Annotated in this window: 22 protein-coding genes; 15 read left to right on the top strand and 7 right to left on the bottom strand. The window is 38.9% G+C overall.

Annotation, left to right across the window (positions count from 1 at the left end; genetic code table 11):
- Window positions 1–143 precede the first annotated feature (143 nt).
- The 3 genes from GQR39_RS07565 to GQR39_RS07575 all read left to right on the top strand — a co-directional run bounded on the left by GQR39_RS07565 (window position 144) and on the right by GQR39_RS07575 (window position 3,701).
- Window positions 144–683 (top strand): phosphatase PAP2 family protein, encoded by a 540-nt coding sequence (locus tag GQR39_RS07565; protein ID WP_165735262.1) that lies wholly within the window; start codon window positions 144–146, stop codon window positions 681–683.
- A complete protein-coding gene (locus tag GQR39_RS07570; protein ID WP_165735263.1) occupies window positions 680–1,711 on the top strand; it encodes an MJ1255/VC2487 family glycosyltransferase in 1,032 nt (343 codons plus the stop codon). Before GQR39_RS07565 ends, GQR39_RS07570 begins: the two co-directional genes overlap by 4 nt.
- A gap of 109 nt (window positions 1,712–1,820) precedes the next feature.
- Window positions 1,821–3,701: a methyl-accepting chemotaxis protein gene (locus GQR39_RS07575; RefSeq protein ID WP_165735264.1), complete on the top strand. Its 1,881-nt coding sequence runs from the start codon at window positions 1,821–1,823 to the stop codon at window positions 3,699–3,701.
- Between the two features lie 86 nt (window positions 3,702–3,787).
- Here the strand turns inward: GQR39_RS07575 and GQR39_RS07580 are convergent, their stop codons facing one another.
- The 5 genes from GQR39_RS07580 to priA all read right to left on the bottom strand — a co-directional run bounded on the left by GQR39_RS07580 (window position 3,788) and on the right by priA (window position 8,897).
- Complete coding sequence (locus tag GQR39_RS07580) at window positions 3,788–4,162, bottom strand: gamma-butyrobetaine hydroxylase-like domain-containing protein (RefSeq protein WP_101217277.1); 375 nt, start codon at window positions 4,160–4,162, stop codon at window positions 3,788–3,790.
- A gap of 62 nt (window positions 4,163–4,224) precedes the next feature.
- The gene (gene hslU / locus GQR39_RS07585) at window positions 4,225–5,553 is read right to left on the bottom strand and encodes an HslU--HslV peptidase ATPase subunit (protein ID WP_007582032.1); all 1,329 of its coding nucleotides are present in this window, start codon (window positions 5,551–5,553) and stop codon (window positions 4,225–4,227) included.
- An 11-nt stretch (window positions 5,554–5,564) separates the two neighbouring features.
- Window positions 5,565–6,083, bottom strand: coding sequence for an ATP-dependent protease subunit HslV (gene hslV, locus GQR39_RS07590; RefSeq protein ID WP_002958366.1), 519 nt, complete (start codon window positions 6,081–6,083; stop codon window positions 5,565–5,567).
- A 79-nt stretch (window positions 6,084–6,162) separates the two neighbouring features.
- A complete protein-coding gene (locus GQR39_RS07595; protein WP_165735265.1) occupies window positions 6,163–6,690 on the bottom strand; it encodes an SPOR domain-containing protein in 528 nt (175 codons plus the stop codon).
- 20 nt (window positions 6,691–6,710) lie between these two features.
- Complete coding sequence (gene priA / locus GQR39_RS07600; RefSeq protein ID WP_024594431.1) at window positions 6,711–8,897, bottom strand: primosomal protein N'; 2,187 nt, start codon at window positions 8,895–8,897, stop codon at window positions 6,711–6,713.
- A gap of 230 nt (window positions 8,898–9,127) precedes the next feature.
- On the opposite strand from priA, the gene rpmE reads away from it, so the two are divergent.
- Complete coding sequence (gene rpmE / locus GQR39_RS07605) at window positions 9,128–9,343, top strand: 50S ribosomal protein L31 (RefSeq protein ID WP_007582029.1); 216 nt, start codon at window positions 9,128–9,130, stop codon at window positions 9,341–9,343.
- A 688-nt stretch (window positions 9,344–10,031) separates the two neighbouring features.
- The gene (locus tag GQR39_RS07610; protein WP_007582028.1) at window positions 10,032–11,273 is read left to right on the top strand and encodes a malic enzyme-like NAD(P)-binding protein; all 1,242 of its coding nucleotides are present in this window, start codon (window positions 10,032–10,034) and stop codon (window positions 11,271–11,273) included.
- Between the two features lie 82 nt (window positions 11,274–11,355).
- Here the strand turns inward: GQR39_RS07610 and metJ are convergent, their stop codons facing one another.
- Window positions 11,356–11,676, bottom strand: coding sequence for a met regulon transcriptional regulator MetJ (gene metJ / locus GQR39_RS07615; protein ID WP_007586263.1), 321 nt, complete (start codon window positions 11,674–11,676; stop codon window positions 11,356–11,358).
- A gap of 289 nt (window positions 11,677–11,965) precedes the next feature.
- Between metJ and metB the strand changes: the two genes are divergently transcribed.
- Both metB and metL read left to right on the top strand, forming a co-directional pair.
- On the top strand, window positions 11,966–13,213 hold the full coding sequence (metB, locus tag GQR39_RS07620) for a cystathionine gamma-synthase (protein ID WP_165735266.1): 1,248 nt from the start codon (window positions 11,966–11,968) through the stop codon (window positions 13,211–13,213).
- A gap of 5 nt (window positions 13,214–13,218) precedes the next feature.
- Complete coding sequence (metL, locus tag GQR39_RS07625; protein ID WP_165735267.1) at window positions 13,219–15,564, top strand: bifunctional aspartate kinase/homoserine dehydrogenase II; 2,346 nt, start codon at window positions 13,219–13,221, stop codon at window positions 15,562–15,564.
- 64 nt (window positions 15,565–15,628) lie between these two features.
- On the opposite strand, the gene GQR39_RS07630 is transcribed toward metL, so the two are convergent.
- Entirely contained in the window at window positions 15,629–18,121 is a 2,493-nt protein-coding gene (locus GQR39_RS07630; RefSeq protein ID WP_165735268.1) for a PBP1A family penicillin-binding protein, read from the bottom strand.
- Between the two features lie 130 nt (window positions 18,122–18,251).
- Here GQR39_RS07630 and GQR39_RS07635 point away from each other — a divergent pair, with 130 nt between their 5' ends.
- The 8 genes from GQR39_RS07635 to GQR39_RS07670 all read left to right on the top strand — a co-directional run bounded on the left by GQR39_RS07635 (window position 18,252) and on the right by GQR39_RS07670 (window position 26,259).
- Window positions 18,252–19,331 carry a pilus assembly protein PilM gene (locus GQR39_RS07635; RefSeq protein WP_165735269.1) on the top strand — a complete coding sequence of 360 codons (1,080 nt, stop codon included), beginning with the start codon at window positions 18,252–18,254 and terminating at the stop codon, window positions 19,329–19,331.
- Window positions 19,319–19,891 carry a PilN domain-containing protein gene (locus GQR39_RS07640; protein ID WP_007586268.1) on the top strand — a complete coding sequence of 191 codons (573 nt, stop codon included), beginning with the start codon at window positions 19,319–19,321 and terminating at the stop codon, window positions 19,889–19,891. Before GQR39_RS07635 ends, GQR39_RS07640 begins: the two co-directional genes overlap by 13 nt.
- Window positions 19,881–20,486 carry a type 4a pilus biogenesis protein PilO gene (locus GQR39_RS07645; RefSeq protein WP_007586270.1) on the top strand — a complete coding sequence of 202 codons (606 nt, stop codon included), beginning with the start codon at window positions 19,881–19,883 and terminating at the stop codon, window positions 20,484–20,486. The genes GQR39_RS07640 and GQR39_RS07645 overlap by 11 nt, the downstream gene beginning before the upstream one ends.
- Window positions 20,483–21,022, top strand: a complete 540-nt coding sequence (locus tag GQR39_RS07650) for a pilus assembly protein PilP (RefSeq protein WP_007586272.1) — start codon at window positions 20,483–20,485, stop codon at window positions 21,020–21,022. The genes GQR39_RS07645 and GQR39_RS07650 overlap by 4 nt, the downstream gene beginning before the upstream one ends.
- Window positions 21,009–23,114, top strand: coding sequence for a type IV pilus secretin PilQ family protein (locus tag GQR39_RS07655; RefSeq protein WP_165735270.1), 2,106 nt, complete (start codon window positions 21,009–21,011; stop codon window positions 23,112–23,114). The genes GQR39_RS07650 and GQR39_RS07655 overlap by 14 nt, the downstream gene beginning before the upstream one ends.
- 184 nt (window positions 23,115–23,298) lie before the next feature.
- Window positions 23,299–23,817 (top strand): shikimate kinase AroK, encoded by a 519-nt coding sequence (gene aroK / locus GQR39_RS07660; protein WP_004589350.1) that lies wholly within the window; start codon window positions 23,299–23,301, stop codon window positions 23,815–23,817.
- A gap of 27 nt (window positions 23,818–23,844) precedes the next feature.
- The gene (aroB, locus tag GQR39_RS07665; protein ID WP_010553793.1) at window positions 23,845–24,915 is read left to right on the top strand and encodes a 3-dehydroquinate synthase; all 1,071 of its coding nucleotides are present in this window, start codon (window positions 23,845–23,847) and stop codon (window positions 24,913–24,915) included.
- A complete protein-coding gene (locus GQR39_RS07670; protein ID WP_165735271.1) occupies window positions 24,916–26,259 on the top strand; it encodes an AAA family ATPase in 1,344 nt (447 codons plus the stop codon).
- Window positions 26,260–26,304: the final 45 nt, after the last annotated feature.

A 26,304-nucleotide genomic window follows, 5' to 3' on the forward strand; every position in this document is an offset into this window, starting at 1 on the left:
CAACGACTTAATCGCAGTAAATTTAGACAAAACAAGCGCTAAATCATTAATCGCAATAATAGTGTCTTAAAAGCGTCACTCAATTGTTATTTACAACACATAAGCTAAATCGGTGTTCATATATTATGCAATGAGGGGAAGTGATGTATAACAATAATATGTTTAAAAAGGCAGCTCTGCTAGATGAGCAATTATTTTTAACTCTGTTTAATTGCAACTCACCGAAGTGGTTTAAAACAATGGCGTTTGGCTTATCTAAAAGCGGTGATGGTGGGCTTTACATACTTGTGTGTTTAGCGGTGTGGTGGCTTAGTAATAATGAGCAGCAACAATTATTACCGGTAACGATATTAGTTGGTTTTGCTATAGAAAGGCCCATTTATTTACTGGCCAAAAATAGATTTGCCCGCATCCGTCCATGCGACTGCTTAGTAACAAATGCTTACATAGTACCCAATGATAAATTTAGTTTGCCCTCGGGTCACAGCGCTGCAGCGTTCTTAGTTGCGATTATACTAAGTCACTTTTTCCCTGAATATATATGGCTACTACTTAGTTGGGCTGCTGGTGTGGCTATTTCTCGTGTTGTATTAGGCGTACATTTTCCTGCTGATATTATTATAGGTGCGATTATTGGCAGTGTTTGTGGCTTATTCGCATTAGCGCTTGTGGTACCTGTATGAAAATATTGTATGGAGTGCAGGGTACCGGTAATGGTCATATAACGCGGGCTAGGGTTATGGCAAGTTGCTTTAATAAACTTGGTATTGATGTTGATTATGTGTTTTCAGGGCGAGCAAATAAAGATTACTTTGATATGCACGAATTCTCAGATTATAAAGTGTATCGGGGCTTATCGTTTAGTACTGAAAATGGGCAAGTGAAAAATTTAAAAACACTTAAAAACATGCGAGTTTGTAAGCTGGTGAGTGATATAAAATCGCTTGATATAAAACAGTACAATTTTGTACTTAATGACTTTGAGCCAGTCACAGCATGGGCTGCAAAACGGGCCGATATACCCGTTATCGGTATTAGTCACCAAGCCGCATTTTTGTCAGAAAACGTACCTATATTTGGTCGTGGTGTACTTAGAAAATCACTCATCAAGCATTATGCACCAGCATCTACCTACTTAGGCGTACACTGGAAGCCATTTGCAAATAATATAATCCCGCCTTTTATTGCTCATCATAATCATGAGAACCCTGTCGCGGTACTAAATAAGGTATTGGTATATTTACCGTTTGAAAACTTAGATAGCATTGTTGATTACTTAAAAGACTTTCCCGAAAAAGAATTTTATTGTTATCACCCAAATGCCTGCAATCAGTCTTTTGGACATATACATTTGCGACCACCCTCACGTTCTGGCTTTTTAAATGACTTAGCAAACACGAGTGGCGTTATTGGTAATGCGGGGTTTGAGCTTGCCAGTGAAGCGCTTAAGTTAGGTAAGAAGTTACTATTAAAGCCTTTAGATGGGCAGTTTGAGCAAACCGCAAATGCACAAACTTTGTTTGCCATGGGCATGGCGCATGTTATGAACTATTTAAACCCGCAAGCCCTTGATGACTGGAATAGCGCCCCGCAAAATAAGCAAATAAATTACCCTAGCGATCCCGCGCCTTTAATTGATTGGTTGGTTAAACAACAGTGGAATAACACACAATCGTTACACAAAGGTTTGTGGGATAGTGTCGCTTTATAGCCATCATAATTAAGTAGCTTAGAATAACCAATAATAAAAAGTTAAATTAATGAGTCGCTTCTGAGCTATCAGCTATAATACAAATGCATATTTAAAAAAGGCGTTAGCGATGAATTTTTTACAAAACTTAACAATCAAACGACGTTTACAGTTAAACGCAGTCGTTGTTGGTTTAGCAATGGTGGTCCTTTTATGCGTAATAATTTATGAAGCGAGAACAACGTTAAGCTTAAATAAAACAATTCAGCTTGCTGAAGAGCTTAATATCCATGAATTAGAACTGCGTAAACATGAAAAAAACTTTCTTTTTTATAAACAAGAAGAAGCATTAGACTTATTTGAACAAGATTATAACCAGCTTAAAAGTAAGATTGCTAAGTTGAATGTAATTATGCAAGAGCAGGGTATCGAAACCCAAAAAATAAGTAATCTAGATAGTTTGGTAAGTACTTATAACAATGACTTTATGAGTGTTGTTGTGCTACAAAAACGCATTGGATTACACCCAAAAGATGGGCTGTATGGCGAACTAAGAAGTGCAGTACACGAGGTTGAAAGCTTGCTCAAAGAGCAAGGTAATTACAAACTCTTATCTTCTATATTACAGTTAAGACGGGCTGAAAAAGATTTTATGCTACGTTTTGATCTTAAGTATTTAACTCGATTTGATGAAGAGGTTGATACTTTAAAGCAGCAAATCGCTCAGGCTCAATTTGATACGGGGTATACAGCTCAATTAAATGGCTTTTTAAATTCCTACCAAACGCAATTTCAAGCATTGGTCCAGGCACAGGTTGAATTGGGCTTAGATTTAAATTCAGGTGCACTTGGAAAAATGCGTAAAAGTGTTGAACAAAGTGATGCAATCGTTGCGCAGATACTATTAAGCACTAAGCAACAGGTAGATAAAAGCGTTGAACAGGCACAATTTTTAGCCATTCTTATTTTTGTGATTGCTGGCATTATTGTTTTGATGTTGGTTTATTTCACGAGCCGCTCGATTATTGTGCCTATAGAGCGGGTTTATCACACCATTAACGATATTCGTCGTAATAATGATTTAAGCGTGATGATAGAGCAAACAGGTAAAGACGAAATTACCACCATGACGGTCGACTTTAATAGCTTAATAGGCGATTTTAAAAACTTAATTAACGAAGTTAATGGTGCTTTAAATACGCTTAATATAGCAACAGAGCATTTATCAGAAAGTACTGCAGCAACAAGCTCCGGTATGCAAGAGCAATTACATGAAGCCGACATGGTTGCAACTGCAGCCACCGAAATGCAGGCGACGATTCAGGATATTTCACATAATACTGAAGCGGCTGCTAAAAAAGCAGAGTCAACAAATTTAAGTGCTCAACAAGGGCGCAGTGAAGTTGACTCTACCGTTAAGCACATTAGGGCCCTATCTGATTCGTTAGGGAATGCATCAAATGTAGTGTCGCAACTTGAAAAAGATGGCGAAACAATTGGTTCAGTGCTTGATGTAATTCGGGGGATTGCAGATCAAACAAATTTACTCGCACTTAATGCGGCAATAGAAGCGGCCCGTGCTGGTGAGTATGGTCGTGGCTTTGCTGTTGTTGCAGATGAGGTTCGTTCATTAGCGAAGCGTACTCAAGAGTCTACGAGTGAGATTGAAGGTATTATAAGTACCTTACAGCAGCGTACTCAAGAAGTGGTAAGTATTATGCACAAATGTCGTTCTCAAGGCGATGAAAGTGCCTCGCAAGCAATTAAAGCAGGTGAGTTATTAGGCGCAATTACTGAAGATGTACAAACAATAATGGAAATGAGCTCTCAAATAGCGGTTGCTATTGACGAGCAAAGCCAAGTGGCATCAGAGGTTAATAAAAATGTAGTAAGAATTCGCGACATTGCGCAAGATGCAACTGAACATGCTGCTAAAAACGCCCAAACTAGCGAAGAAGTATCTGAGCAAGCTAGAGTGTTATTTAGCGCTATTGATAAGTTTAAAGTGTAACTAACTTGAACCCTGGATAGTAAATATCTTAACCAGGGTTTAGGTTAACTAATCTAAAAATACCCACCTAAAGTTACCAATAAGGTTTAAGGAATAAACTTTATTGGTACACTGTTTTTGTTTTGTTCGTGCTCGGCTACGCGTGCCGAATATTCATCGCTCAACGTTTGTTGCTGCGCTTGTAGTTTTTCAAAGTAACTCCAACTGAACAGTCCGCTATTGTGACCATCATCGAAATCTAAACGCAGTGCATAATGCCCAACAGGTACTATGTTTTTTATACCTACAGATTGTTTATTAAGTACTAGCTTCATTGGACCAGAGCCATGGCCTTGCACTTCAGCAGAGGGAGAGTGAACGCGTAAAAATTCACAGCTAAAGACTGCTTGGCTATCGTCGTTAAAATAAACATCTAAATTTTTACTCACGCTGTGGTAATGCACTTTTGTAACGTGTTTCATTTTATATATCCCATTAAAAAGCCCCCAATCTGGAGGCTTTTAGTATAACGTTTATATTCGTTTTATAGAATGAAGCGGCTTAAGTCTTCATCTTCAACAAGTGCGCCTAGATGTTTTTCAACGTAAGCGGCGTCAATGACAAGTGATGAACCTGCTTTTTCAGAAGCATCGTATGAAATTTCTTCCATCAATCTTTCCATCACAGTATGCAAGCGACGAGCACCGATGTTTTCGGTTTTTTCGTTAACTTGCCACGCTGCCTTAGCAATACGCTCAATAGCATCATCACTAAACTCAATCGTTACTTGCTCAGTTTTAAGGAGCTCTCGTTGTTGCTCAGTAAGCGATGCATGCGGCTCTGTCAGGATACGTTTAAAGTCATCTGCAGTTAGTGGTTCAAGTTCTACTCGAATCGGTAAGCGACCTTGTAGCTCAGGTATCATGTCTGATGGTTTAGACATTTGGAACGCACCTGAGGCAATAAACAACATATGGTCAGTTTTAACCATACCGTGTTTAGTGTTTACTGTTGAGCCTTCAATTAGCGGTAGTAAGTCGCGCTGAACACCTTCTCGGCTCACATCAGGGCCTGAAGAATCACCACGTTTACAAATTTTGTCTATTTCATCAATAAACACAATACCGTTTTGCTCTACTGCAAAAATAGCTTGTTCTTTTAGCTCTTCAGGGTTTACTAATTTAGCGGCTTCTTCTTCCGTTAATAGTTTGAAGGCCTCTTTAATTTTTAACTTACGTTTAGTGCGTTTATCGCCGCCCATGTTTTGAAACATGCTTTGTAACTGGTTGGTCATATCTTCCATACCAGGAGGCGCCATAATTTCTACGTTTGATTGAGCTTGCGCTAATTCAATCTCGATTTCTTTATCATCTAATTGACCTTCACGTAATTTTTTACGAAATGTTTGGCGAGTAGATGAAGTATCGTCGCGTTGGCTTTCGCCATATTGATCTTTAACCGGTGGTAAAAGTGCATCTAAAATTCGCTCTTCTGCTGCTTCTTCGGCGCGATGTTTAAACTTTTTAGTTTGCTGTTCGCGAGTCATTTTAATTGAAACATCAACGAGGTCACGTATGATCGTATCTACTTCTTTACCAACATAACCAACTTCAGTAAATTTAGTCGCTTCTACTTTAATGAATGGTGCGTTAGCAAGTTTTGCTAAACGGCGGGCAATTTCTGTTTTACCTACACCTGTTGGACCAATCATTAGTATATTTTTTGGTGTTACTTCACTGCGTAAATCTTCATTTAATTGCATACGGCGCCAGCGATTACGAAGCGCAATAGCGACTGCTTTTTTAGCTTTAGCCTGACCTATAATGTGCTGATCTAGCTCGTGAACAATTTCTCTTGGGGTCATATCAGACATAATAGTTCCTATTATAATTCTTCGATTGTTTGGAAGTTATTAGTAAATACGCAGATGTTGCCTGCAATAGTTAAGCTTTTCTCTACTATTTCACGAGCGCTTAAATCTGTATTTTCTAAAAGGGCGGTTGCAGCTGATTGCGCAAAGTTACCACCACTACCAATTGCAATTAAATCGTTTTCTGGCTGAACTACATCGCCATTACCGGTAATAATTAAAGATGCTGTTTCGTCTGCTACGGCGAGCAGCGCTTCGAGTTTTCGAAGTGCACGGTCACTTCGCCAATCTTTAGCCATTTCTACTGCGGCTTTAGTTAGGTTACCTTGGTGCATTTCTAATTTGCTTTCAAAACGTTCGAAAAGAGTGAAGGCATCAGCAGTACCGCCGGCAAAACCAGCGATTACTTTGCCATTATAAAGACGTCGAACTTTGCGGGCGTTACCCTTCATTACGGTGTTACCAAGTGAAACTTGGCCATCGCCGCCAATTACAACTTTGTCGCCGCGGCGAACACTTACGATAGTAGTCATGTTATTCCTCATCATCGAGCTGCAGAGGCAACTCGTAAAAAACGATTATGATGAGGTTATATGGGTGAATGGTTTATTTTCAAGTCCAGCCCCAAATTCCGCAGCCGACTATTTTTACACGTTTAAGTTTGTTTTTATCGCTTTCGGCTTGGCGTTTGGTTTTATAAGGGCCTAAACGTACTTTATACCAAGTACCATTGCTGCCTTCAGCCTGTTTTATCTCAGAAATGAGCCCTGCAAATGCGATTTTAGCTTTTAACGATTCAGCTTGTGCATGAGTTCTGAACGAACCGCATTGCATAACATAAGGACCTTTTTGCTCAAGTTCTTTTACTTCAACTTGAATCTCGTGGTTTCTAATTTCTTTAATAAATTCCGGTGTACGTGGAATAACAACTTCTACTTTTGCGGGTGCAGTTGGGTTAGCTTGTTTTTCGACAAGTTTTGGATCGGCATTACTTTTTATAAACCATAGTGTGTAGGCAAAACCACCTATAAGTAAGATGGCTATAACGGCTAAAAGAATAGGAAATGGTTTTTTAGCGGGTGCGTTTTTTTTACTGTTTCTGCCTGCAGGCTTTTTATTAATATAATCGTGCTGTGCCATGGTGTTATTTTGGCCTTAACCTAAATCATGTCTATAGGGTCTACGTCTAAGCTCCAGCGTACTTTTTGTGCAAGTTTACTGGTACTTAAATAATCAACCATTTGCGCAAGGTACTGATGTAATATGCGACGATCTTGCGCTTGAATATGCAATTGAAAACGATACATACCTGCGACTCTTTCAAGTGGGGCAGGGATCGGACCGAGCAATTGTATACCAGATACCCCATTCACAGGAACCAAATCCGTCAAAAAATCGACGACTAGTTTAATACTATGCCCTTGTGCACGCACAATGGCCATATTTGTAATGGGGGGTAAGTCAGCATCATCGCGCTCACTAAGAGCAAAGCGGGCAAAGTCTTGGTAACCATTATTAACTAAGTCTTGCAAAAGAGGGTGTTCTGGAAAGTGTGTTTGTAATAACACTTGGCCAGGCTCACCTGAACGTCCAGCACGCCCCGCTACTTGGGTGACTAATTGCGCTAAATGTTCTGTTGCTCTAAAGTCGCATGAGTATAAGCCGCTATCTACATCTAAAATTATAACAAGGCTTACATCTGCAAAGTGATGGCCTTTGGCAAGCATTTGTGTGCCCACTAAAATGCGTGCGCCGCCTAGGTTTATTTCATCAAGTGCTTTTTCAAGGCTACCTTTACGGCGAGTTGAATCGCGGTCTATACGAGTAACAGGTGTATCAGGGAATTCGGTCGATAAAAACTCTTCAATTTGCTCTGTGCCTTTACCGTTAGGAAATATTTGCGTACTTCCACAGTCAGGGCATTGGTGAGGGACAGGGTACTGGTCGCCACAGTGATGACAGATCATTTGCCCAATCGCTTTATGAAATGTAGCGCTGGTACTGCATCGTTTACACTCGCTCAACCAACCGCACTCATGGCAAATAAGGGTTGGAGAGAAACCTCGACGATTTAAAAATACCATAACCTGTTTACCGCGATTTAAGTGCTGACGCATAGTAGCAAGGCTTGCATGTGCAATACCTGCTTGGTCGGGCTGACCTTTCATATCGAGTAACTTAAACTGGTTGTCAGTCGCTGTTTGCGCACGCTCGGTTAAACTTAACAGCTGGTATTTGTTATTAATTGCTTTGTGAAGTGTTTCAAGCGCGGGTGTGGCGCTGCCTAATATAAGCGGAATTTTATGCTGAAAAGCTCTGTAAGCAGCTAAGTCGCGGGCATGATAGCGAAGCGTATCTTGTTGTTTAAATGATGAATCGTGTTCTTCATCAACAACAATCATACCGAGTTTTAAAAATGGCAGAAAAATACTCGAACGTGTGCCAATAACTATCGCACAACTGCCTTTTTCGCAAAAGCGCCATGTTTGTAAGCGTTCGTTGTCGGTAAGTGCAGAGTGCCAAAGCATAATGGGTGTATCAGGAAAGCGGCGGCGAAAACGGTTTACGGTTTGTGGTGTTAGGCCGATTTCGGGCACGAGTACGAGGGCTTGCTCGCCACGTTTGAGTACTTCTTCTAGGCACTGTAAATACACTTCGGTTTTACCGCTGCCCGTTACGCCTTCTAATAAAAAGCTGCTAAAGCCAGTACTTTGATTTATAGCTGTGCAAGCAACCGCTTGTTCTTTATTAAGTACTGGTTTACTACCGACGGTTGGAGCAACACTTTGCCATTGGTTATCGTGCTCAATAGTTTGTGTTATGAGTTCTTTATCTATTAAGCTATCTATTGTTTTTTTACTAAAGCCCAGTGCTTTTAACTCAGTTAATGATGACTTACCTGATTGCGATAACTGCTTTAATAGGTTGAGCTGTGTTTTAGCTTTTAATGACGGTACTTTTGCACCTTTTTCTGTCAGGGCAACCATATTAATACTGGTTTTATCAGGCGATTCACCTTGGCGAAGTGCACCAGGTAGCGCTATATGAATAGTTTCGCCTAATGGATAGCAATAATAGCGGGCAGTAAAGCTAAGGAGTTCTAAATGCTGGGCACTTAAAATAGGGGCGTCGTCTATTACCTCTATAATATTTTTAATTTTATTTAAAGGGACGTCGGTACTGCTTTTAATACCCAGAACAACCGCTACTTTTTTTTGATTACCAAAAGGTACCAAAACCCGCATGCCAGGTAGTAAAGGAGTTGATAAGCCACTGAGCTGTTCTTCTATTTTATAATCAAAGGTGCGTGGAAGCGGAACTTTAATAGCAACTTCAACAAAACTCATAACAACTCAACCCGTAAAATTAATGCTGTAATGTACTAAAAATAACGCTAAAAACCTACTAGCAATAGTGCTTGAGAAAGAGATTGTTCACTTTTTTGGCAAAAATATAAATAAATACTTGTGTGGGGGGAGGTTGTTGGATAAAATCCGCCACCAACAAATTTGTTTTAACGACGTATGGTGCCAAACTCCGGGTTTGGAGAGCGATGCGGCCTTAACTAGAGGTTCCTATGAAAGAAGGTATTCACCCTAAGTACGAAGTAATTTCTGCAACATGTTCATGTGGAAATAAATTCGAAACTAGCTCAACTCTTTGTAAAGACATTCACTTAGACGTATGTTCTGCGTGTCACCCGTTTTACACTGGTAAGCAAAAAGTTTTAGACACTGGCGGACGTGTTGATCGCTTCAACAAGCGCTTCGGTGCACTTGCCAGCAAGAAGTAATTATTGCTGTTTAGTTAAAAAAAGCACCTTAGGGTGCTTTTTTTGTGCCTAAAATTTGTTATTTATTATCTTAAACTAACCTACATAAATCTTTGAGCAATTTAACGAATTAAATTGCACTATAACGTCGTTAAAAATTTTTTATTTAGAACAACTAGATACAAAAATTTTTGCCTAGTTCTAGCGTAATTTTCTTAACGTTAAATAGACCCCATATATAAGCAGATTGGTATTATTTCGTTAATTTTAACTATCCCCTCCTTTTGCATAACTATTTCCTATTCTTATTCTGAGTATGCATAATCCTTTACAGACAAATCGATAGATATTCTCTATATTTTAAATAGTACAATTTTTAACTAGGTTGATAAAAGTATCTAACGTGGGCTTATCTGTTTTTAAAGTAGGGTAGTAGGCTGTTATTCTAAGTTTATGCTGATACTTTAAGTATACATTTTATAAGATTTTGATAGGCATAAAAGCACCTTAAAACTTACTTTTTAGGTGAATTTTTATTTATTAAATGTTGATATAATCCTGCAAAGTTACTGAAAAACCTCTTAAAATTATAGGATATAGCATATAACAGGATAGACCTGATATTGCTTGGAATTTAAAAATAATAAGGGTATCGTACCCCAAGACTCCATCTCTCACTTTAACTTAAATTGCAGGATACCATCGCGTTATGTCTGACTTTCGTGAACAAGCACTACATTACCACTCACATCCCGTACCAGGTAAAATTAGCATTGAGCTTACAAAACCAGCTGAAACGGCTCATGATCTTGCACTTGCGTATAGCCCAGGTGTTGCCGAACCTGTACGTGAAATAGCTGCAGATCCTGCAAATGCTTATAAATATACTGGTAAAGGTAACATGGTTGCGGTTATTACTAATGGTACTGCAATTCTAGGCCTTGGTAATTTAGGTCCTTTAGCGTCTAAGCCCGTAATGGAAGGTAAAGCGTTATTGTTTAAACGTTTTGCAGGGCTTGATTCTATCGATATTGAAGTTAAGCACAAAACAACAGAAGACTTTATTAATACGGTTGCCAATATTGCCGACACATTCGGTGGTATTAACCTTGAAGATATTAAAGCACCAGAGTGTTTTGAAATAGAAAAAGCATTAATAGAGCGTTGTAGTATTCCTGTTTTTCATGATGATCAACACGGTACTGCCATTGTAACGGCTGCTGGTATGTTAAATGCGCTAGAAGTACAAGGTAAGTCAATTGAAGATGCAATTATTGTATGTTTAGGTGCAGGCGCTGCCGCTGTTGCGTGTATGGAGCTGTTAATTAAGTGTGGTGCACTGCGTGAACACATTTATATGCTTGACCGCAAAGGTGTTATTCATACCCGCCGCGATGACTTAAATGAATATAAACAGCTTTTTGCTAACAATACCGATAAGCGTACATTGCAAGATGTAATTGCAGATGCGGATGTATTTGTGGGTGTTTCTGGCCCTAACTTATTAGCGGCTGAAGATTTAAAGCTAATGGCTGCAAAACCAGTTGTGTTTGCATGTTCAAACCCAGATCCTGAGATTGATCCTGCACTTGCGCACGGCGCACGCAATGATTTAATCATGGCAACAGGGCGCTCTGATTACCCTAACCAAGTTAATAATGTTTTATGTTTCCCGTTTATTTTCCGTGGTGCACTTGATGTACGTGCAAGTGCTATTAACGATGAAATGAAAATTGCTGCAGTAGATGCTATTCGAAGTATTGCCAAAGAGCCAGTACCTGCAGAAGTTTTAAAAGCCGCTGGTGTAGATAAACTAGAATTTGGTGCGCAGTATATTATTCCAAAACCAATGGATCCACGTTTACTGCCGCGTATAGCAAGAGCTGTTGCACTTGCTGCTATTGAGTCAGGTGTTGCACAAATTGAGCTACCTGAAAACTATATGCAGTAAATCTATATAGTAGAGCTATGCAATAAAATTTAGACATAAAAAAACCTCAGTAATTACTGAGGTTTTTTTATCTTTGTAATATTTATTCTTCGTTTAAAACGGGTACTTCTAGACCCATTTCTTGCATTATTTTTTTAACTTCTTCTGGCACTTTTTCGGCGTTATCTTTACGTAAGTCATCGTCATTTGGTAAAGGTTGGCCAGTAAAAGCATGCAAAAATGCCTCACATAGCAATTCACTATTTGTAGCATGGCGAAGGTTATTGATTTGACGACGTGTACGTTCGTCAGTTAATACCTTTAATACATTTAGCGGGATCGAAACGGTGATCTTTTTAACTTGCTCTGATTTTTTACCGTGTTCTGCGTATGGGTGAATATACTCACCATTCCATTTAGCCATAAGATGTATCGTTGCCTCAGATTATTAATTTCTCACACGGTATAAAAAGCGTGTAAATATGCGTGAAATTCTATCGATTTAAAAAAGATAGTCAAATAATAGATACCGATCTATCTTAATAAGCCTATTGTAGGTGTAAAGATAAGCACACTTTTGTGAGCTAAAATGTGTTATTCGCAGAGGCCCCTTCTACTTTTAGCCATCTAGAGCTTTAAAATACTTTGACTTATCAAAACGGATAACTTACTCTTTTAGACGTCTAAACATCCAAATTAATCAGGTGACGAATATGAGCGAAAAAAACAAAGCGACCATTGCTGTACGTAACGGCGTTGATGCTGATAAACATCATGGTGCGGTGGTACCGCCAATTTATTTATCGACTACTTATTCGTTTGCCGACTTTGATACTAAGCGTGAGTATGATTATGGTCGTAGCGGTAATCCTAATCGTGATATTTTAGCTGAGACGCTTGCTAAGCTTGAAGGTGGCGCTCGTGGCATAATTACAGCTACAGGCATGGCTGCCGTGCATTTAGCTACTCAGCTACTTAATAGTGACGATACGTTAGTAATTCCACATGATTGTTATGGTGGCAGCTATCGTTTATTTACATCTTTACAAAAACGCGGACTACTAAAGCTCGAAATATTAGATTTAACAAAAGAAGAAAGTCTTCAACAAATTTTAGTAATTAAACCTAAGCTTATTTGGATAGAAACCCCAAGTAACCCAGTACTTCGTTTAACAGATATTAAAGCGGTTACCGATGTTGCAAAGCAATGCGGTGCATTGGTGGCTGCAGATAACACGTTTTTGTCGCCTGCTTTACAAAATCCTATTAATTTTGGTGTAGATATTGTGGTGCATTCAACCACTAAATACATTAACGGACACTCAGATGTAGTAGGCGGCGCTGTTATTGCCGCAACACAAGAGTTAGGCGATGAGCTTGCTTGGTGGGCTAATAACATTGGTATTACGGGTGCGCCTTTTGATAGCTATTTAACGCTTCGTGGTTTACGTACTTTAAATGTGCGCCTAAGGCAGCATCAAGAAAATGCACTGGCAATAGCTAAGTACCTTGAAAGCTCTGAATATGTAAGCCAAGTTTACTACCCAGGTCTTGAGTCACATCCTCAACATGAGCTGGCTAAAGCACAGCAACTTGGTTTTGGTGGCATGGTTAGTTTTGATATTAAAGGCGATATAAATGACGCTGCGGCATTTTTAACTAGCCTTAAAACGTTTAGTTTAGCTGAGTCACTAGGTGGCGTAGAGAGCTTAATTTGTCACCCTGCAACTATGACGCACGCAGGTATGGAGGCAACAGCACGTTTAGAGGCGGGTGTGGGCGATACGCTTATTCGTATTTCGGTAGGTATTGAAGATATACACGATTTAGTCGCTGATTTTGAACGAGTGTTTGAACTTGTAAAACCAGGGCAAAATAAAAATGTTGGCCGTGTAGGCAAAGGAGCAGGCACTCCTGGTGGTAACGTTAAATTAAGTGCAGCCCGTCCGGCGCTTTGGTGATTAATATGGTTAACTGTATACATAAATTTGGTGGCTCGAGTTTAAGCTCAAGTGAGCGATACCAAAGCGTAGCAAAAATAATAATTACACATACTCAACCGGGTGATTGTGTGGTGGTATCGGCTGCGGGTAAGACAACCGATACGCTAGTATTACTTTGGCAAAGCTATCAAAAACAAGATACTCAAGCAGTAGCTGATATTTTACTGCAGTTAAATAACCATCAAAGTGATTTAATAGAGCAGTTATTAGAAGCTGATTTAAAACGAAGTGCACTTAAAACACTAAATACCGAGCTTAGCTATATTGCAGAACTTGCTCAAGCTGAGCAGCTAAAAGAGGCTGCATTACTTGCACATGGCGAACTGTGGTCAGCACGTTTACTCGCTACTTATTTACAGCAGCTAAATATTGAGGCATGCGCTCAAGATGCACGTACTCTTTTTATCTTAAATGATGGCGAATTAATGCATGCGCAAAATGCGCAGCAATGTGGGCAGTTAATTTTGCCTAATAAAATAAATGTTGTTACTGGGTTTATTGCAGCAGATATCAAAGGCGAGACAGTAACGCTTGGCCGAAATGGGAGTGACTACAGTGCAACACTACTTGCAAATTATTGCAATGCTAAGCAAGTATGTATTTGGACTGATACACAGGGGGTGTATAGCACTGATCCTCGAAAGGTAAAAAAAGCGATTAAATACGGCAAAATTTGTCGCGGGCAAGCTAATTTATTAGCTCGTTTGGGTAACCCTGTATTACATGCAAAAACACTATCGCCACTTAAAAACACAGATATTAAGCTAGCTGTTCGCAGTAGTTTTGACGTACAAGCAAGTCCAACAGATATAGTCAAAGAAGGTTCAGCGAAGAAAAAGCGCTTTATAACCACGTTGCAAAATGTTGACCTATTAATGGTTGAAGGATTAAGTGAAGGTGAGGTTGCAAGTGTTAGTCAGCTTATTCAGCATAGCCTCCATCACTTTAACCATAATGGTGAAGTGTATTTAGTAGTACCTGCAGCACAAACTTATCTGGTTATTAATTATTTTGCGGGTAGGGCAAATATTAGTGAGTCAAATTTAAACGGTTGTGCAATTGTAGCGCCTGAGCAAGACGTTAATACATTGAGCTTACAAGCATTAGATTTATTAAAAGTCCACAGCATAAAACCTCGTTTTGTCCATCAAGATACTGGCTATGCTTTATTGATTACCGATCAATTTATAGATAGTGATATACAAAGTGCCTTACACGATAAGCTAATTAATAAAGGCCAAGAAATCGCAATTATAGTTGCGGGGCTTGGTAACGTTGGCGACGTTTTTATTAAACAGTTATCGGCACAATTTGAGCGTTTATCGGATGACTTTGGTATTAAATTAGTCGGTCTAATTCGCTCTAAAAAAATGCTGTTTAATGCAAGTGGTATTAATACACAGCAATGGAAAACTCAATGGCAGCATGAGGCAAATAGCTATCAATCTGCAGATTTACTGAATGCTATAAATGAGCTCGATTACGAGCATAAAATTGTAATTGATATTACCGCAAGTGAACAATTTAGCTTGTTATATCCAGACTTTGTAGATAGAAACTGTCATTTAATTAGTGCTAATAAATACGCTGGAACAGCACCGACTACTTGGTATAAAGCACTTCGTAGTAATATTACAGAACGTAATTTACATTGGCGATATAACACCAGTGTAGGCGCTGGCTTACCTATTAACTTTGCTTTGGCTGATTTGCAAAATAGTGGCGATAAAATAACACGTATAGAAGGTGTTTTCTCAGGCACGCTTTCGTGGTTATGCAGTAAATATGATGGAACAAGGCCATTTTCTGAGTTGCTACTGGAAGCTCAAAAAATGGGATTCACAGAGCCAGACCCTCGAGAAGATTTATCTGGGCGAGATATGCAGCGTAAGCTACTTATTTTAGCTCGAGAGCTAGGTGTTGAGCTTGAACTTGACGATATTAGCTTATCGGCATTGATGCCAGATGAACTTGCGCTGGGAAGTTGGGATGACTTTTTAAATAAAAAAGCACAGCTAGACGCGTTCATCGAAGAGCATGCAGTGACAGCAAAGTCTAAAAATTTAGTACTTAGATATACGGGCTTGTTAGAAATCACACAAGGTGAAGTAATTGCTAAAGTGGGAATAGCGTATGTGCCTAATGGCGATGCGTTAGCAAACCTTACACCTGGCGATAATATTTTTGTAATTAATAGCAAATGGTATAGCGATAACGCATTAGTGATTCAGGGGCCAGGAGCGGGTAGAGAAGTGACCGCCGCGGGTGTGCACTCTGATTTATATTGGCTTGTTCAAAACTTAAAATAAACCTTTGGTTTAAACAAAAACGGCAGCTTAAATAAGCTGCCGTTTTTGTATTACATACATATTATTAAAATAGCTCTTCTTCTGTTTTAGTGTCTTCTTCAAATATATCGTTAGGCTGAGATAGCACATACTTTGTAGGTGCAGTACCTTTTTCAAAATATTCAAATCGACTCGTGTAATCATTTTTATGGCTAAGTAAGCCGGTAGCTAAATCAATACGAATAGAAACAAGTCCCTCAGGCGGCTCAATTGGGGCTTCAGGCTTGCCTTTAAGTGCCGCTTTCATAAATTCAACCCATGCTGGCTGCGCGGTTTTAGCGCCAGATTCCGCACCTGATATTTGGCTGCTATCTAGGTTGTTGTTATATGTAGAGCGACCAAGAGCGTTGCCCGGATTATCAAAGCCAACCCAAACTGAGGTCATCACATTACTATTAAAACCGCTAAACCAGGTATCTACTGAGTCATTAGTTGTGCCTGTTTTACCTGAAATATCGCGACGATTTAGCGCTTGTGCTCGCCAACCGGTTCCACTCCAACCTGTTTTATGAGCCCAGCTACCACCCCCCCAAATTGCACTATTCATAGCATCAGCAATTAAAAATGCATTTTGCTTAGAAATAATTCTCGGCGCACATTTTTTCGTTTGCTCCATTTCATCATCACTATTATGCATTGAGAGTGCATTGTGTGTTGGCAAAGGCTCTTCGTCACAGGCAAGAGCAGGGTTTGCTTTAAACAATACATTGCCGTAAGCGTCTTGAATTTCTGAGATAAAGTAAGGTTCAATTAAATGACCGCCATTGGCAAATGTGCTCATGCCTCTTGCAAGTTCAAGCGGGGTAATAGAAGCACTACCAAGTGCTAATGATTCACTACGATTAATGTCAGCGTCTTTAAAACCAAATTTTAGTAAGTGATCAGCTGTACGTTGCAATCCAACACCACGTAGTAAGCGCACCGAAATAACGTTTTTAGACTGTGCTAAAGCACGGCGAATTCGAATAGGACCGTTGTAAACAGCAGGGCTGTTTTTAGGACGCCATGCTACACCTTGGCTCTTATCCCATTGGTTTATAGGTGCATCATTTAATATAGACGCAAGCGTGTAACCTTTTTCAAGTGCTGCCGAATATATAAAAGGTTTTATATTAGAACCCACTTGACGCTTAGCTTGTATCGCTCGGTTATATTGACTTTGCTCAAAGCTGTAACCCCCTACAATAGCTTTTATTCTACCGTCTTGTGGATCGAGGGATACAATAGCGCTTGATGCTTCTGGTATTTGGCTTAATAAGTAGCTGTTATCTTCGTTTTGACGTACCCATATTTGCATACCTGGCGTTAAAATATCAGTAGCTGCTTTTGGAGCAAAGCTTTGGCGGTAGCGAGTAATATACTTACGCGCCCATTTTAAACTATCCCAACTGAGAGTTGTTTGCTCACCGTTTTTAAGTAGTACTGTAGCTGTTTTATTATTAACACTGAGTACTGCTGCAACTTTTAAAGTGCCTAACTCATTTACGCTCTGTAATTTATTGAGTATTTGTTGCTCAGTTAAAGCTGGTTGTGTTTCAGGATTCCATAAAACATCAGTTGGACCTCTAAAACCATGACGCATATCGTAACTGTGTAAGTTATTTACAAGTGCGTTTTGCGCTGCTTTTTGAACCTTTGACTCTACTGAGGTAAAAATTTTAAAACCAGAGTTGTAGGCTTTATCTACCCCATAGCGCGAAACCATTTCAGCGCGCACCATTTCAGAGATATACGGTGCGTATAAGTTTATTTCTGCACCGTGAAAATAAGCTGTAATAGGTTGGCTAGTTGCTTCGTTATATTGCTCTTGTGTTATATAGTCTTCGGTCAGTAAACGGCCTAAAACTACATTTCGGCGTGCTTTTGCACGCGTTGGGTTACGAATTGGGTTTAAAGCTGAAGGTGCTTTAGGTAAACCTGCAATCATCGCCATTTGTGCAAGTGTTAAATCTTTTAGCTCTTTACCGTAATAAACTTGCGCTGCTGCACCAATACCGAAAGCACGATTACCTAATTCTATTTTATTAAGATAAAGCTCTAAAATTTCGTCTTTTGTTAACACTCCTTCAATATGAAGCGCTATAAATATTTCTTTAACTTTACGAATATATGCTTTTTCGCGTGTTAAAAAGAAATTACGAGCAAGCTGCATAGTAATAGTACTTGCACCTTGTTTTTTCTCGCCAGTAGATATAAGAACAACAGCCGAACGTACTATACCAATAGGGTCTATGCCTATATGATCGTAAAATCGATTATCTTCTGTCGCTAAAAATGCATTAATGAGTGTTTGAGGAATTTCATCAATAGTCACTGGAATACGACGTTTTTCACCAAATTGATTGATTAAAAGCCCATCTTTAGTGAATACTTGCATAGGAGTTTGTAATTGCACGTCTTTTAAAACTTGCACACTGGGGATATCAGGTTTAACGTAGTAATAAAGACTGATCAAAGTAATCAGACCAATTAACACACAAATGATAAAAAATTGTAAAGTTCGTTTTAATAAAATCACTTATATTTCCCTAAATGGACTCCCAATTGCGAGTTTTGACTGCTAGTATATATTGATTAAAAAATGAATAATATTTTTTCATATAAAAATTATAACTTGTTTATTATTAAAACAAAGGCCAAGTTGAAACATGCTAAGTCAACTATTTCAAAAACCGTCCCAAATGATGGTAGGAATTGATATTGGATCACACTCTATTAAGGCTGTGCTTTTACGTGAAATTGAAACTGGATTTCGACTCGAAGCACTTGCAATTGAGCCGATGCCAAAAGGCGCAATGAGTGAGCGCACAATTCAAGATATTGAAGCGATTGGTAACGTAATTACAAAATTAAGAAAAAAATTACCAAAGTCGTTAAAATCTGCAGCAGTGGCTGTTTCTGGCCAAACAGTCATTACAAAAGTGATCTTCATGGATGTATCGTTAACTGATGCTGAACTTGAGTCGCAAATTGAAATTGAAGCCGATAGTTTAATTCCATATCCTCTTGATGAAGTGAGCCTCGACTTTGAGAAGCTTTCGACGAATGAGGCCGATCCTAGTAAAATGAATGTTTTGCTTTCAGCTGCTCGTACTGAGAGTGTAGAAGCGCGTGTTGGCGCTTTAGAAACTGCAAATTTAGAAGCTAAAATAGTTGATGTAGAAAGCTATGCATTAAGTCGTGCAATGGATGTGTATTACCAACAATTACCTAGCGACGCATTTAATAAATGTGTGGCTGTGGTTGATATTGGTGCGGTTTTAATGCTCGTGAGCGTTGTTCAAGCAGGGGAAACAATTTATACACGTGACCAAGTTTTTGGTGGCGACCAATATACAAATAGTATTGTTGCTTATTATAATAAAGGGTTTGATGAAGCTGAAATTGGTAAAACATCAGGTGATTTACCGCCAAACTACACATTTGAAGTATTAGCCCCTTTTCAAACTTCGTTACTTCAACAAGTGCGACGCGCGGTGCAAATGTTTTTAACAACCAGTGGCAAAGAGCAAATCGACTATATTGTATTAACAGGTGGTACATCGATGATTAAAGGTATTGACCGATTACTCATTGAAGAACTAGGTATTCACTCTGTCGTTGCTGAGCCTTTTGAAAATATGGAAATTTCTCCAAAAGTAGATCGTAATGTAATGCAGCGTCACAAAACGCAGTTTGCAATTGCGACAGGGTTGGCATTAAGGAGCTTTTCAACATGCCACATATAAATCTACTTCCTTGGCGTGAATCGCAGCGCGAAGAATCGAAAAAGAAATTTGTAACTATACTTATTGGTGTCGTTATACTTTGTTTTGCGAGTATGTACTTATTAAGCTCTTTTTATAGTGCATTAAAAGACGGTCAAAACTTAAAGAATAACTATTTAAGCTCAGAAATTAGCATGCTAGATAAAAAAATAAGTGAAATTAGAAGTTTAGATAAAAGAAAAGAAAACTTACAACAGCGTATGAGACTCATTGAAGAATTACAAAGCAGCCGTAATTTGGGTACGCAAATAATGGATGAAGTTGCCAAAATAGTACCGGGTGGGGTTTATTTAACAAAACTCGAGCGCAGAGGCAGCCAAATACATGTATTGGGACGCAGTGAATCTAATAATCGTTTATCAACAATGCTGCGCCAAGTACAAAGCTCATATTTACTAGAGAATCCTTCAATGCAAGGCATTGTTGCAGGCGATCAATCTTCGCGTTTACTTAGTGATTTTAATATGGAATTTTATGTAAAACCATTTGATAAAATTGGTGAGGTTAGCGATGAGCCTTGATTTTAAAGCACTGAGTGAAATTGATTGGAATGAAATAGAGCTCGATAACATTGGCGATTGGCCTATTGCAGTTAAAGCAATTTGCTGTACGTTTGTTGCCGGACTTGTATTGTTTTTTAGTTATAGCCTATTAGTTTCTGATGAAATTGATAGTTACCACAGTGCAGTTGCGAAAGAGGTCGAGTTACGCACAACTTATCGCACTAAATACGCAGTCGCGAGTAAGCTTGAGATCTACCGTCAACAAATGATTGAAATGGAAGATAAGTTTTCACAATTATTAAAACGTTTACCTACCTCTAACGAAACCCCTGGTTTACTTGATGATTTGTCGTATGTTGGCACAACAAGTGGTCTGACTTTTTTAAAAATAGGTTGGTTACCAGAAGTCGAGAAAGAATTTTATACTGAATTACCGATTAAAATAGAAGTGATAGGGACCTACCATGAATTTGGTGAGTTTGTGGGTAAAGTAGCTCAGTTACCACGAATTGTAAGCTTACATGACTTTTCTATTTTATCATCGGGCGATAAACAGTTAACATTTAGTGTTGTTGCAAAAACATATCGTTATGAAGAAGGGGTTAAAAAATGAAGCTCCTTCGCGTAGTACCTGTAGTAATGGTGTTTGTTTTGAGTGGTTGTAATGATGATACGTCTGAGCAAAAAGAATTTATTGATCAAGTAAAAGCAAGCACAACACCAAAGGTTGAATCAATTCCTGAGCTGACAAAGTTTGAAATATTTGAGTACAGTGCTGGTCAGCTACGTAGCCCGTTTGTAGCGCCTCAGCCTGAGATAATCCAAAATAAATTAACGCAAGTAAAAAACTGTTTGCACCCAGATCAAGAGCGTCGCCGCGAACCGTTAGAAAAATACCCGCTAGATAACTTAGCAATGAAAGGCACAATTGGTTCTAGTGGACAAATATGGGCATTAATAACAGCAGCTGACGCTACTTTGCATCGTGTAACGGTAGGGAATTACCTTGGTAGTTATGATGGCAAAGTAAAAACGGTAAGTAACGACTATATAGAGTTAGTGGAATTAATCCCTGATGGGTCTGGCTGTTGGAAAGAGCGCTTGACTAAATTAGAAATGTTAGAGGCGGCAACAGATGGCGCAAATTAATAATAAAAAAGGTAAAAATAGCATGCATAAGGATGTACTTTGGCTTCATCGTATTTCACGAACATTACTGGCTGCTGTTGCTTTAGTCACTGTAAATTCAGCCGTTGCAGGGCCGTTACTTTATGATGTTCGTTATAATCCATTACTTAAAGGCGAAACTGAGTTACAGCTTGTTTTTGATGAAGAGTTAACGTTTGAGCCAAAAGTTCAGGTGTTTAATAGCCCAGCCCGAATCGAAATGTTTTTTGATACCGCAGAGTTAGAGGTTGGTTTAAATGATGTTGAAGTTAATCAAGCTGGAATTAGCAGTGTTACTAATGTTTTAACTAACAGTGGTTTAAAGGTAACGGTAAACTTAGATAGATTAAAAATTTATGAAACTGAAGTTCATAACAACTTAGTATCAATACGCGTGTCTGATAATCCTCTTACAGAATCTGAAAATGAAGATGTAGCGATGGACTCAGGTGATGTAAGTGGAAATTACATCAACCGTATCCAATCAATTGATTTTAGACGTGGTGAAAAGGGCGAAGCGAAAGTACTCGTATTTTTACAAGACACTCAAGCTGCAATTGAAGTCCATGAAAGTGGCGGTAAAATTTACGCTGACTTTCATCACACCGATATTTTAGATGACCTACTTTATGAATTAGATGTATTAGATTTTGGTACTGTTGTAAGTAATATCGAGACTTTTAAAGAAGATGGATTAAGTCGTGTCGTTATTGAGCCAAACGCTCAGTTTACATTTACGTACCAGCAAATAGATAATATTTTAACGCTGACGGTAGAAAAAGATGAAACGCAAAACGCCTATTTAGATGGTGGCGTTGAGTATCAAGGTCGCCCTATGACCTTAAATTTTCAAGATATCTCTGTGCGAGCAGCACTACAAATTATTGCGGGTTATAACGATTTTAACTTAGTAACCAGTGATTCAGTGACAGGTAATATAACACTGCGCTTAGATGGCGTACCGTGGGATCAAGCGCTTGACGTAGTATTGCGTATTAAAGGGCTAGACAAACGCATGGATGGCTCTATTTTAATGGTAGCGCCTGCAGAGGAGCTTGCGGCACGTGAAGCTAAAGATTTAAAAGCTAAACAGCAAGTTGAAGACTTAGAACCACTCTATAGTGAATACATTCGATTAAACTATGCTAAAGCCGAAAATTTTGCTGACTTATTAAAAACAGATAGGAACAGTATTATAACTGCCCGCGGTAGTGTATCGGTTGATCAGCGTACAAATACTTTATTGGTAAAAGATACTGTAAAGAGTATAGAAAACATTCGCCGGATGATAGAAACACTCGATATTCCGGTACAGCAGGTTGTAATCGAATCTCGAATGGTAACTGTGCGCGATAACGTTACTGAAGACTTAGGCGTACGCTGGGGGTTTAGTGATCAAGGCAGTAGTGTTGGTATTTCTGGCTCCCTTGAAGGCGCAGAAGGTATTTATAACGCGACATCAACTTCAAATGCGCCAAGTATTTCAGATCGATTAAATGTAAATTTACCAATTTCTAATCCTGCGGCCAGTATTGGTTTGCACATAGCAAAGTTGGCTAACGGTACATTAATTGATTTAGAGCTAAGTGCTCTTGAAGAAGAGAATAAAGGCGAAATTATTGCTAGTCCGCGTATCATAGCGGCTAATCAGCAAAAGGCGCGAATAGAGCAAGGTACTGAAATCCCTTACACTGAGTCAGCTTCAAGTGGTGCTACTACTGTAAGCTTTAAAAAAGCGGTACTAAGCTTAGAAGTGACACCTCATATCACACCTGATAATAAAGTAATTCTAGACTTAATTATTACTCAAGATACTCGTGGTGATACTGTACAAACGGGAACAGGTGAAGCAGTGTCTATTGATACCCAAGAGATTCAAACTCAAGTGTTAGTTGAGAATGGACAAACCGTAGTACTCGGTGGTATTTTCCAGCAGCAGATCATTAATACTACGAGTAAAGTGCCAATTTTAGGTGACATTCCTTACGTAGGAAGACTATTTAAAACCACAAGTGAGTTTAATGAAAAGCGTGAATTACTTATTTTTGTGACACCAAAAATACAAATTGATTAAAATACAGTGGTTTTATGTTAACCAACGGGTGATTATTTAGATTAATTGCTCGTTATATGGCTTTTTATGCTAATTGACTTGAAATACCCCCGCAATTACTGAGATAATCCCCTCCTTAATTTTGGGGCCAGGTCGTTAGGCGGGGTTTTATTTCAAATTTTAGAGTTTGTTTGTACTAAAAGATATGGCTGAGAAACGTAATATATTTCTAGTTGGCCCCATGGGGGCTGGCAAAAGCACGATTGGTCGTCACATCGCTGACCAATTACACCTTGAATTTGTTGATTCTGATCAAGAAATCGAACGCCGCACAGGTGCAGATATTGCATGGGTATTCGATCTTGAAGGTGAAGAAGGCTTTAGACTTCGAGAAGAGTCTGTTATTGGCGATTTAACCGAGATGCAAGGTATTGTACTTGCTACCGGTGGTGGTTCAGTAATGAGCAAAGAAGTTCGAAACAAGCTTTCGGCTCGAGGTATCGTTGTATACCTAGAGACACCTATAGAGAAGCAAGTTGCACGCACGCAACGCGACAAGCGTCGCCCATTACTGCAAACTGAAGAAGCACCTCGTAACGTACTAGAGCGCTTAGCAGAAGAACGCGAGCCACTATACAAAGAAGTTGCTGATTTTGTTGTACGTACCGATGAGCAAAGCGCTAAAGTTGTTGCTAACCAAATCATCGAGAAATTAGATTTTTAAAAACCAATAATAAAGGAATAGCCAAGCATGCTTAAATTAACTGTTAATTTGGACGAGCGAAGTTATCCTATTTATATTGGGCAATCTGCACTTCAAGATAATGGCCGCCTGGTTCACCACATTGGTGATTGTCGGCCTATCATCATTACTAATGACACAATAGCGCCTTTATATTTGCAAAGGTTACTTGATTCATTAGCTGATCTAAATCCGCTATCTTTTATTATTCCTGACGGTGAGCAATATAAATCACTGGAATGGTTTGAAAAAATATCAGCATTTTTACTACAAAATAACTGTGGCCGAGATACGTGTTTAATTGCGTTAGGTGGCGGTGTTGTAGGTGACCTAACTGGTTTTGTAGCGGCTTGTTATCAGCGCGGCGTACCGTTTATTCAAATACCAACGACAGTGCTTTCACAGGTTGATTCATCGGTAGGTGGAAAAACGGCAGTAAATCATCCGTTAGGTAAAAATATGATAGGGGCATTTTATCAGCCTCAAGCGGTTTTTATTGATACGCAAACATTACACACTCTACCTGCACGAGAGTTTGCAGCAGGTATGGCTGAGGTAATTAAGTATGGTCTGATTTACGATACCGAATTATTTGCCTATTTAGAGCGAAATGTGACTAATTTACAGCAACTAGATGAAGCATGCTTACAGCATATCATTTTTAGATGTTGTGAAATAAAAGCGCTTATAGTTGCTCAAGATGAAAAAGAACATGGCTTACGGGCTTTGTTAAACTTAGGCCATACATTTGCCCATGCAATTGAGGCACAGATGGGTTATGGCGTTTGGTTACACGGCGAAGCTGTTGCAACAGGAATGGTATTAGCAGCTAAACTTGCCAAGACACGCCAAGATTTAAGCGCAGATGAAGTTGATCGAATTATTAAGCTGCTTGAGCTATATAATTTACCAACAGAAATTCCAAAGCAAATGACTAGCGAGCAGTTTTTAACGCATATGCGTAAAGACAAAAAGAATAAAAAAGGCACTATCCGCTTTATTCTACCTACCCAATTTGGCCAGTGTGCATTAGTTGATAATGTATCTGATGATCAAGTTAGAGACTTAATCGAGCAGTAAATGCAGTCACAAATTTTACCAAGCCGTGCGGCTTTGGTGGATAGAATCGCACTGCAATTTGAGTACGGGCAAAATTTAATTGTTTTACTTGGCACTTCTGGGCTAGGTAAAAGTTATATGCTCGAAACCTTCATTACAGATAAATACAACGACTTTAATAAAGCCTTCGTGCAAGTAAGTGCGCAAATGACTGATGCTCAGCTAATGAGTGAGTTATTAGAGCAAAGCTTTAACTCTCCCCTGATTGATCATAACTTAAGTTTACCTGAAAACTATTACCAATTACTGCAGCAGCAACCATGCGGGCCATGTTTATGGGTACTTGATGGCGGTAGGCAATTATCTGATGAGATGTTAATTGAGCTTGAGTTACTTTCTAAAAACAGCCCAAATACGCTATATATTATAATAGCTTCACAGTCTAAACTGGCTTTAAATAACGCTGTTGAAATTTATCTGGAGCCGCTAACGCTTCGAGAAAACAAGATGTTATTGCAGTGGTACTTTACAGACTTACCCTATGATGAAGACCCTGTATTTAGTACTTTTTTAGCTGAGGCTCACGGTAATCCCAGCTTATTGCTTGCTTGGCAACCTAGTGAGCACATAGCCGATATTATTGTTAAAGACAAAGTGTCTTGGCGATTACACTTATTGATTTTGATGTTGCTGATTATGCTTTTAATTATTGGTCTGCTTTATAAGTCGGATATGACGCAGTGGTGGCAACAGTATTATCAGCAAGAAGAAACACAAGTAGTAAATACAGCAATATCTATAGAGCAAGTAAGTGAGCCGGCTATAAAGAAAAATGACTCAATAATTAACTTAAATGAACTTGAAGTAGTTGAGCCAGATATTAAGGCAGAGCGTGTACACATTAATGATGTGCCTGCCATAATGCAAAGCCTTACCGAACCTGGCAACACAGTTAACGTATTAGATAATGATGTTGATGATAGTACTAATAATAAAAGCAGTGTATCAAGTGACGTTAAATCTAAAGCTCTAAAAGTAAATACAGCAGAGCAAACTCAGATCAGCCAAGATAATATATGGTACATGCAGCAAATAGATACAAATAGTGTTATTCAATTATTAGCCGTAACTCAGCAGGAAGTTAGCGATAATTTTATTGCTCAATTCAATCTACAGCAGCAAACTCATACTTACCAAACAAAGCGAAATAATAAAATATGGTGGGTTGTTACATTTGGCAGTTTTGAAAGTATAAACGAAGCAAAATCAGCAATGGATACTTTATCTGCTGAGGTTAGAAAAAATAAACCTTTCTATAAAAAAATTAGTAAAATAAAGCAAGAAATAGCACTCGTTGATCAGTAAAACACACTGCTTTAGTGTAAAATCGCGCAACACCAGATTGAAGTA

The sequence above is a fragment of the Pseudoalteromonas sp. C8 genome, assembly GCF_011378685.1.
In the GTDB taxonomy this organism is placed as follows: domain Bacteria; phylum Pseudomonadota; class Gammaproteobacteria; order Enterobacterales; family Alteromonadaceae; genus Pseudoalteromonas; species Pseudoalteromonas arctica.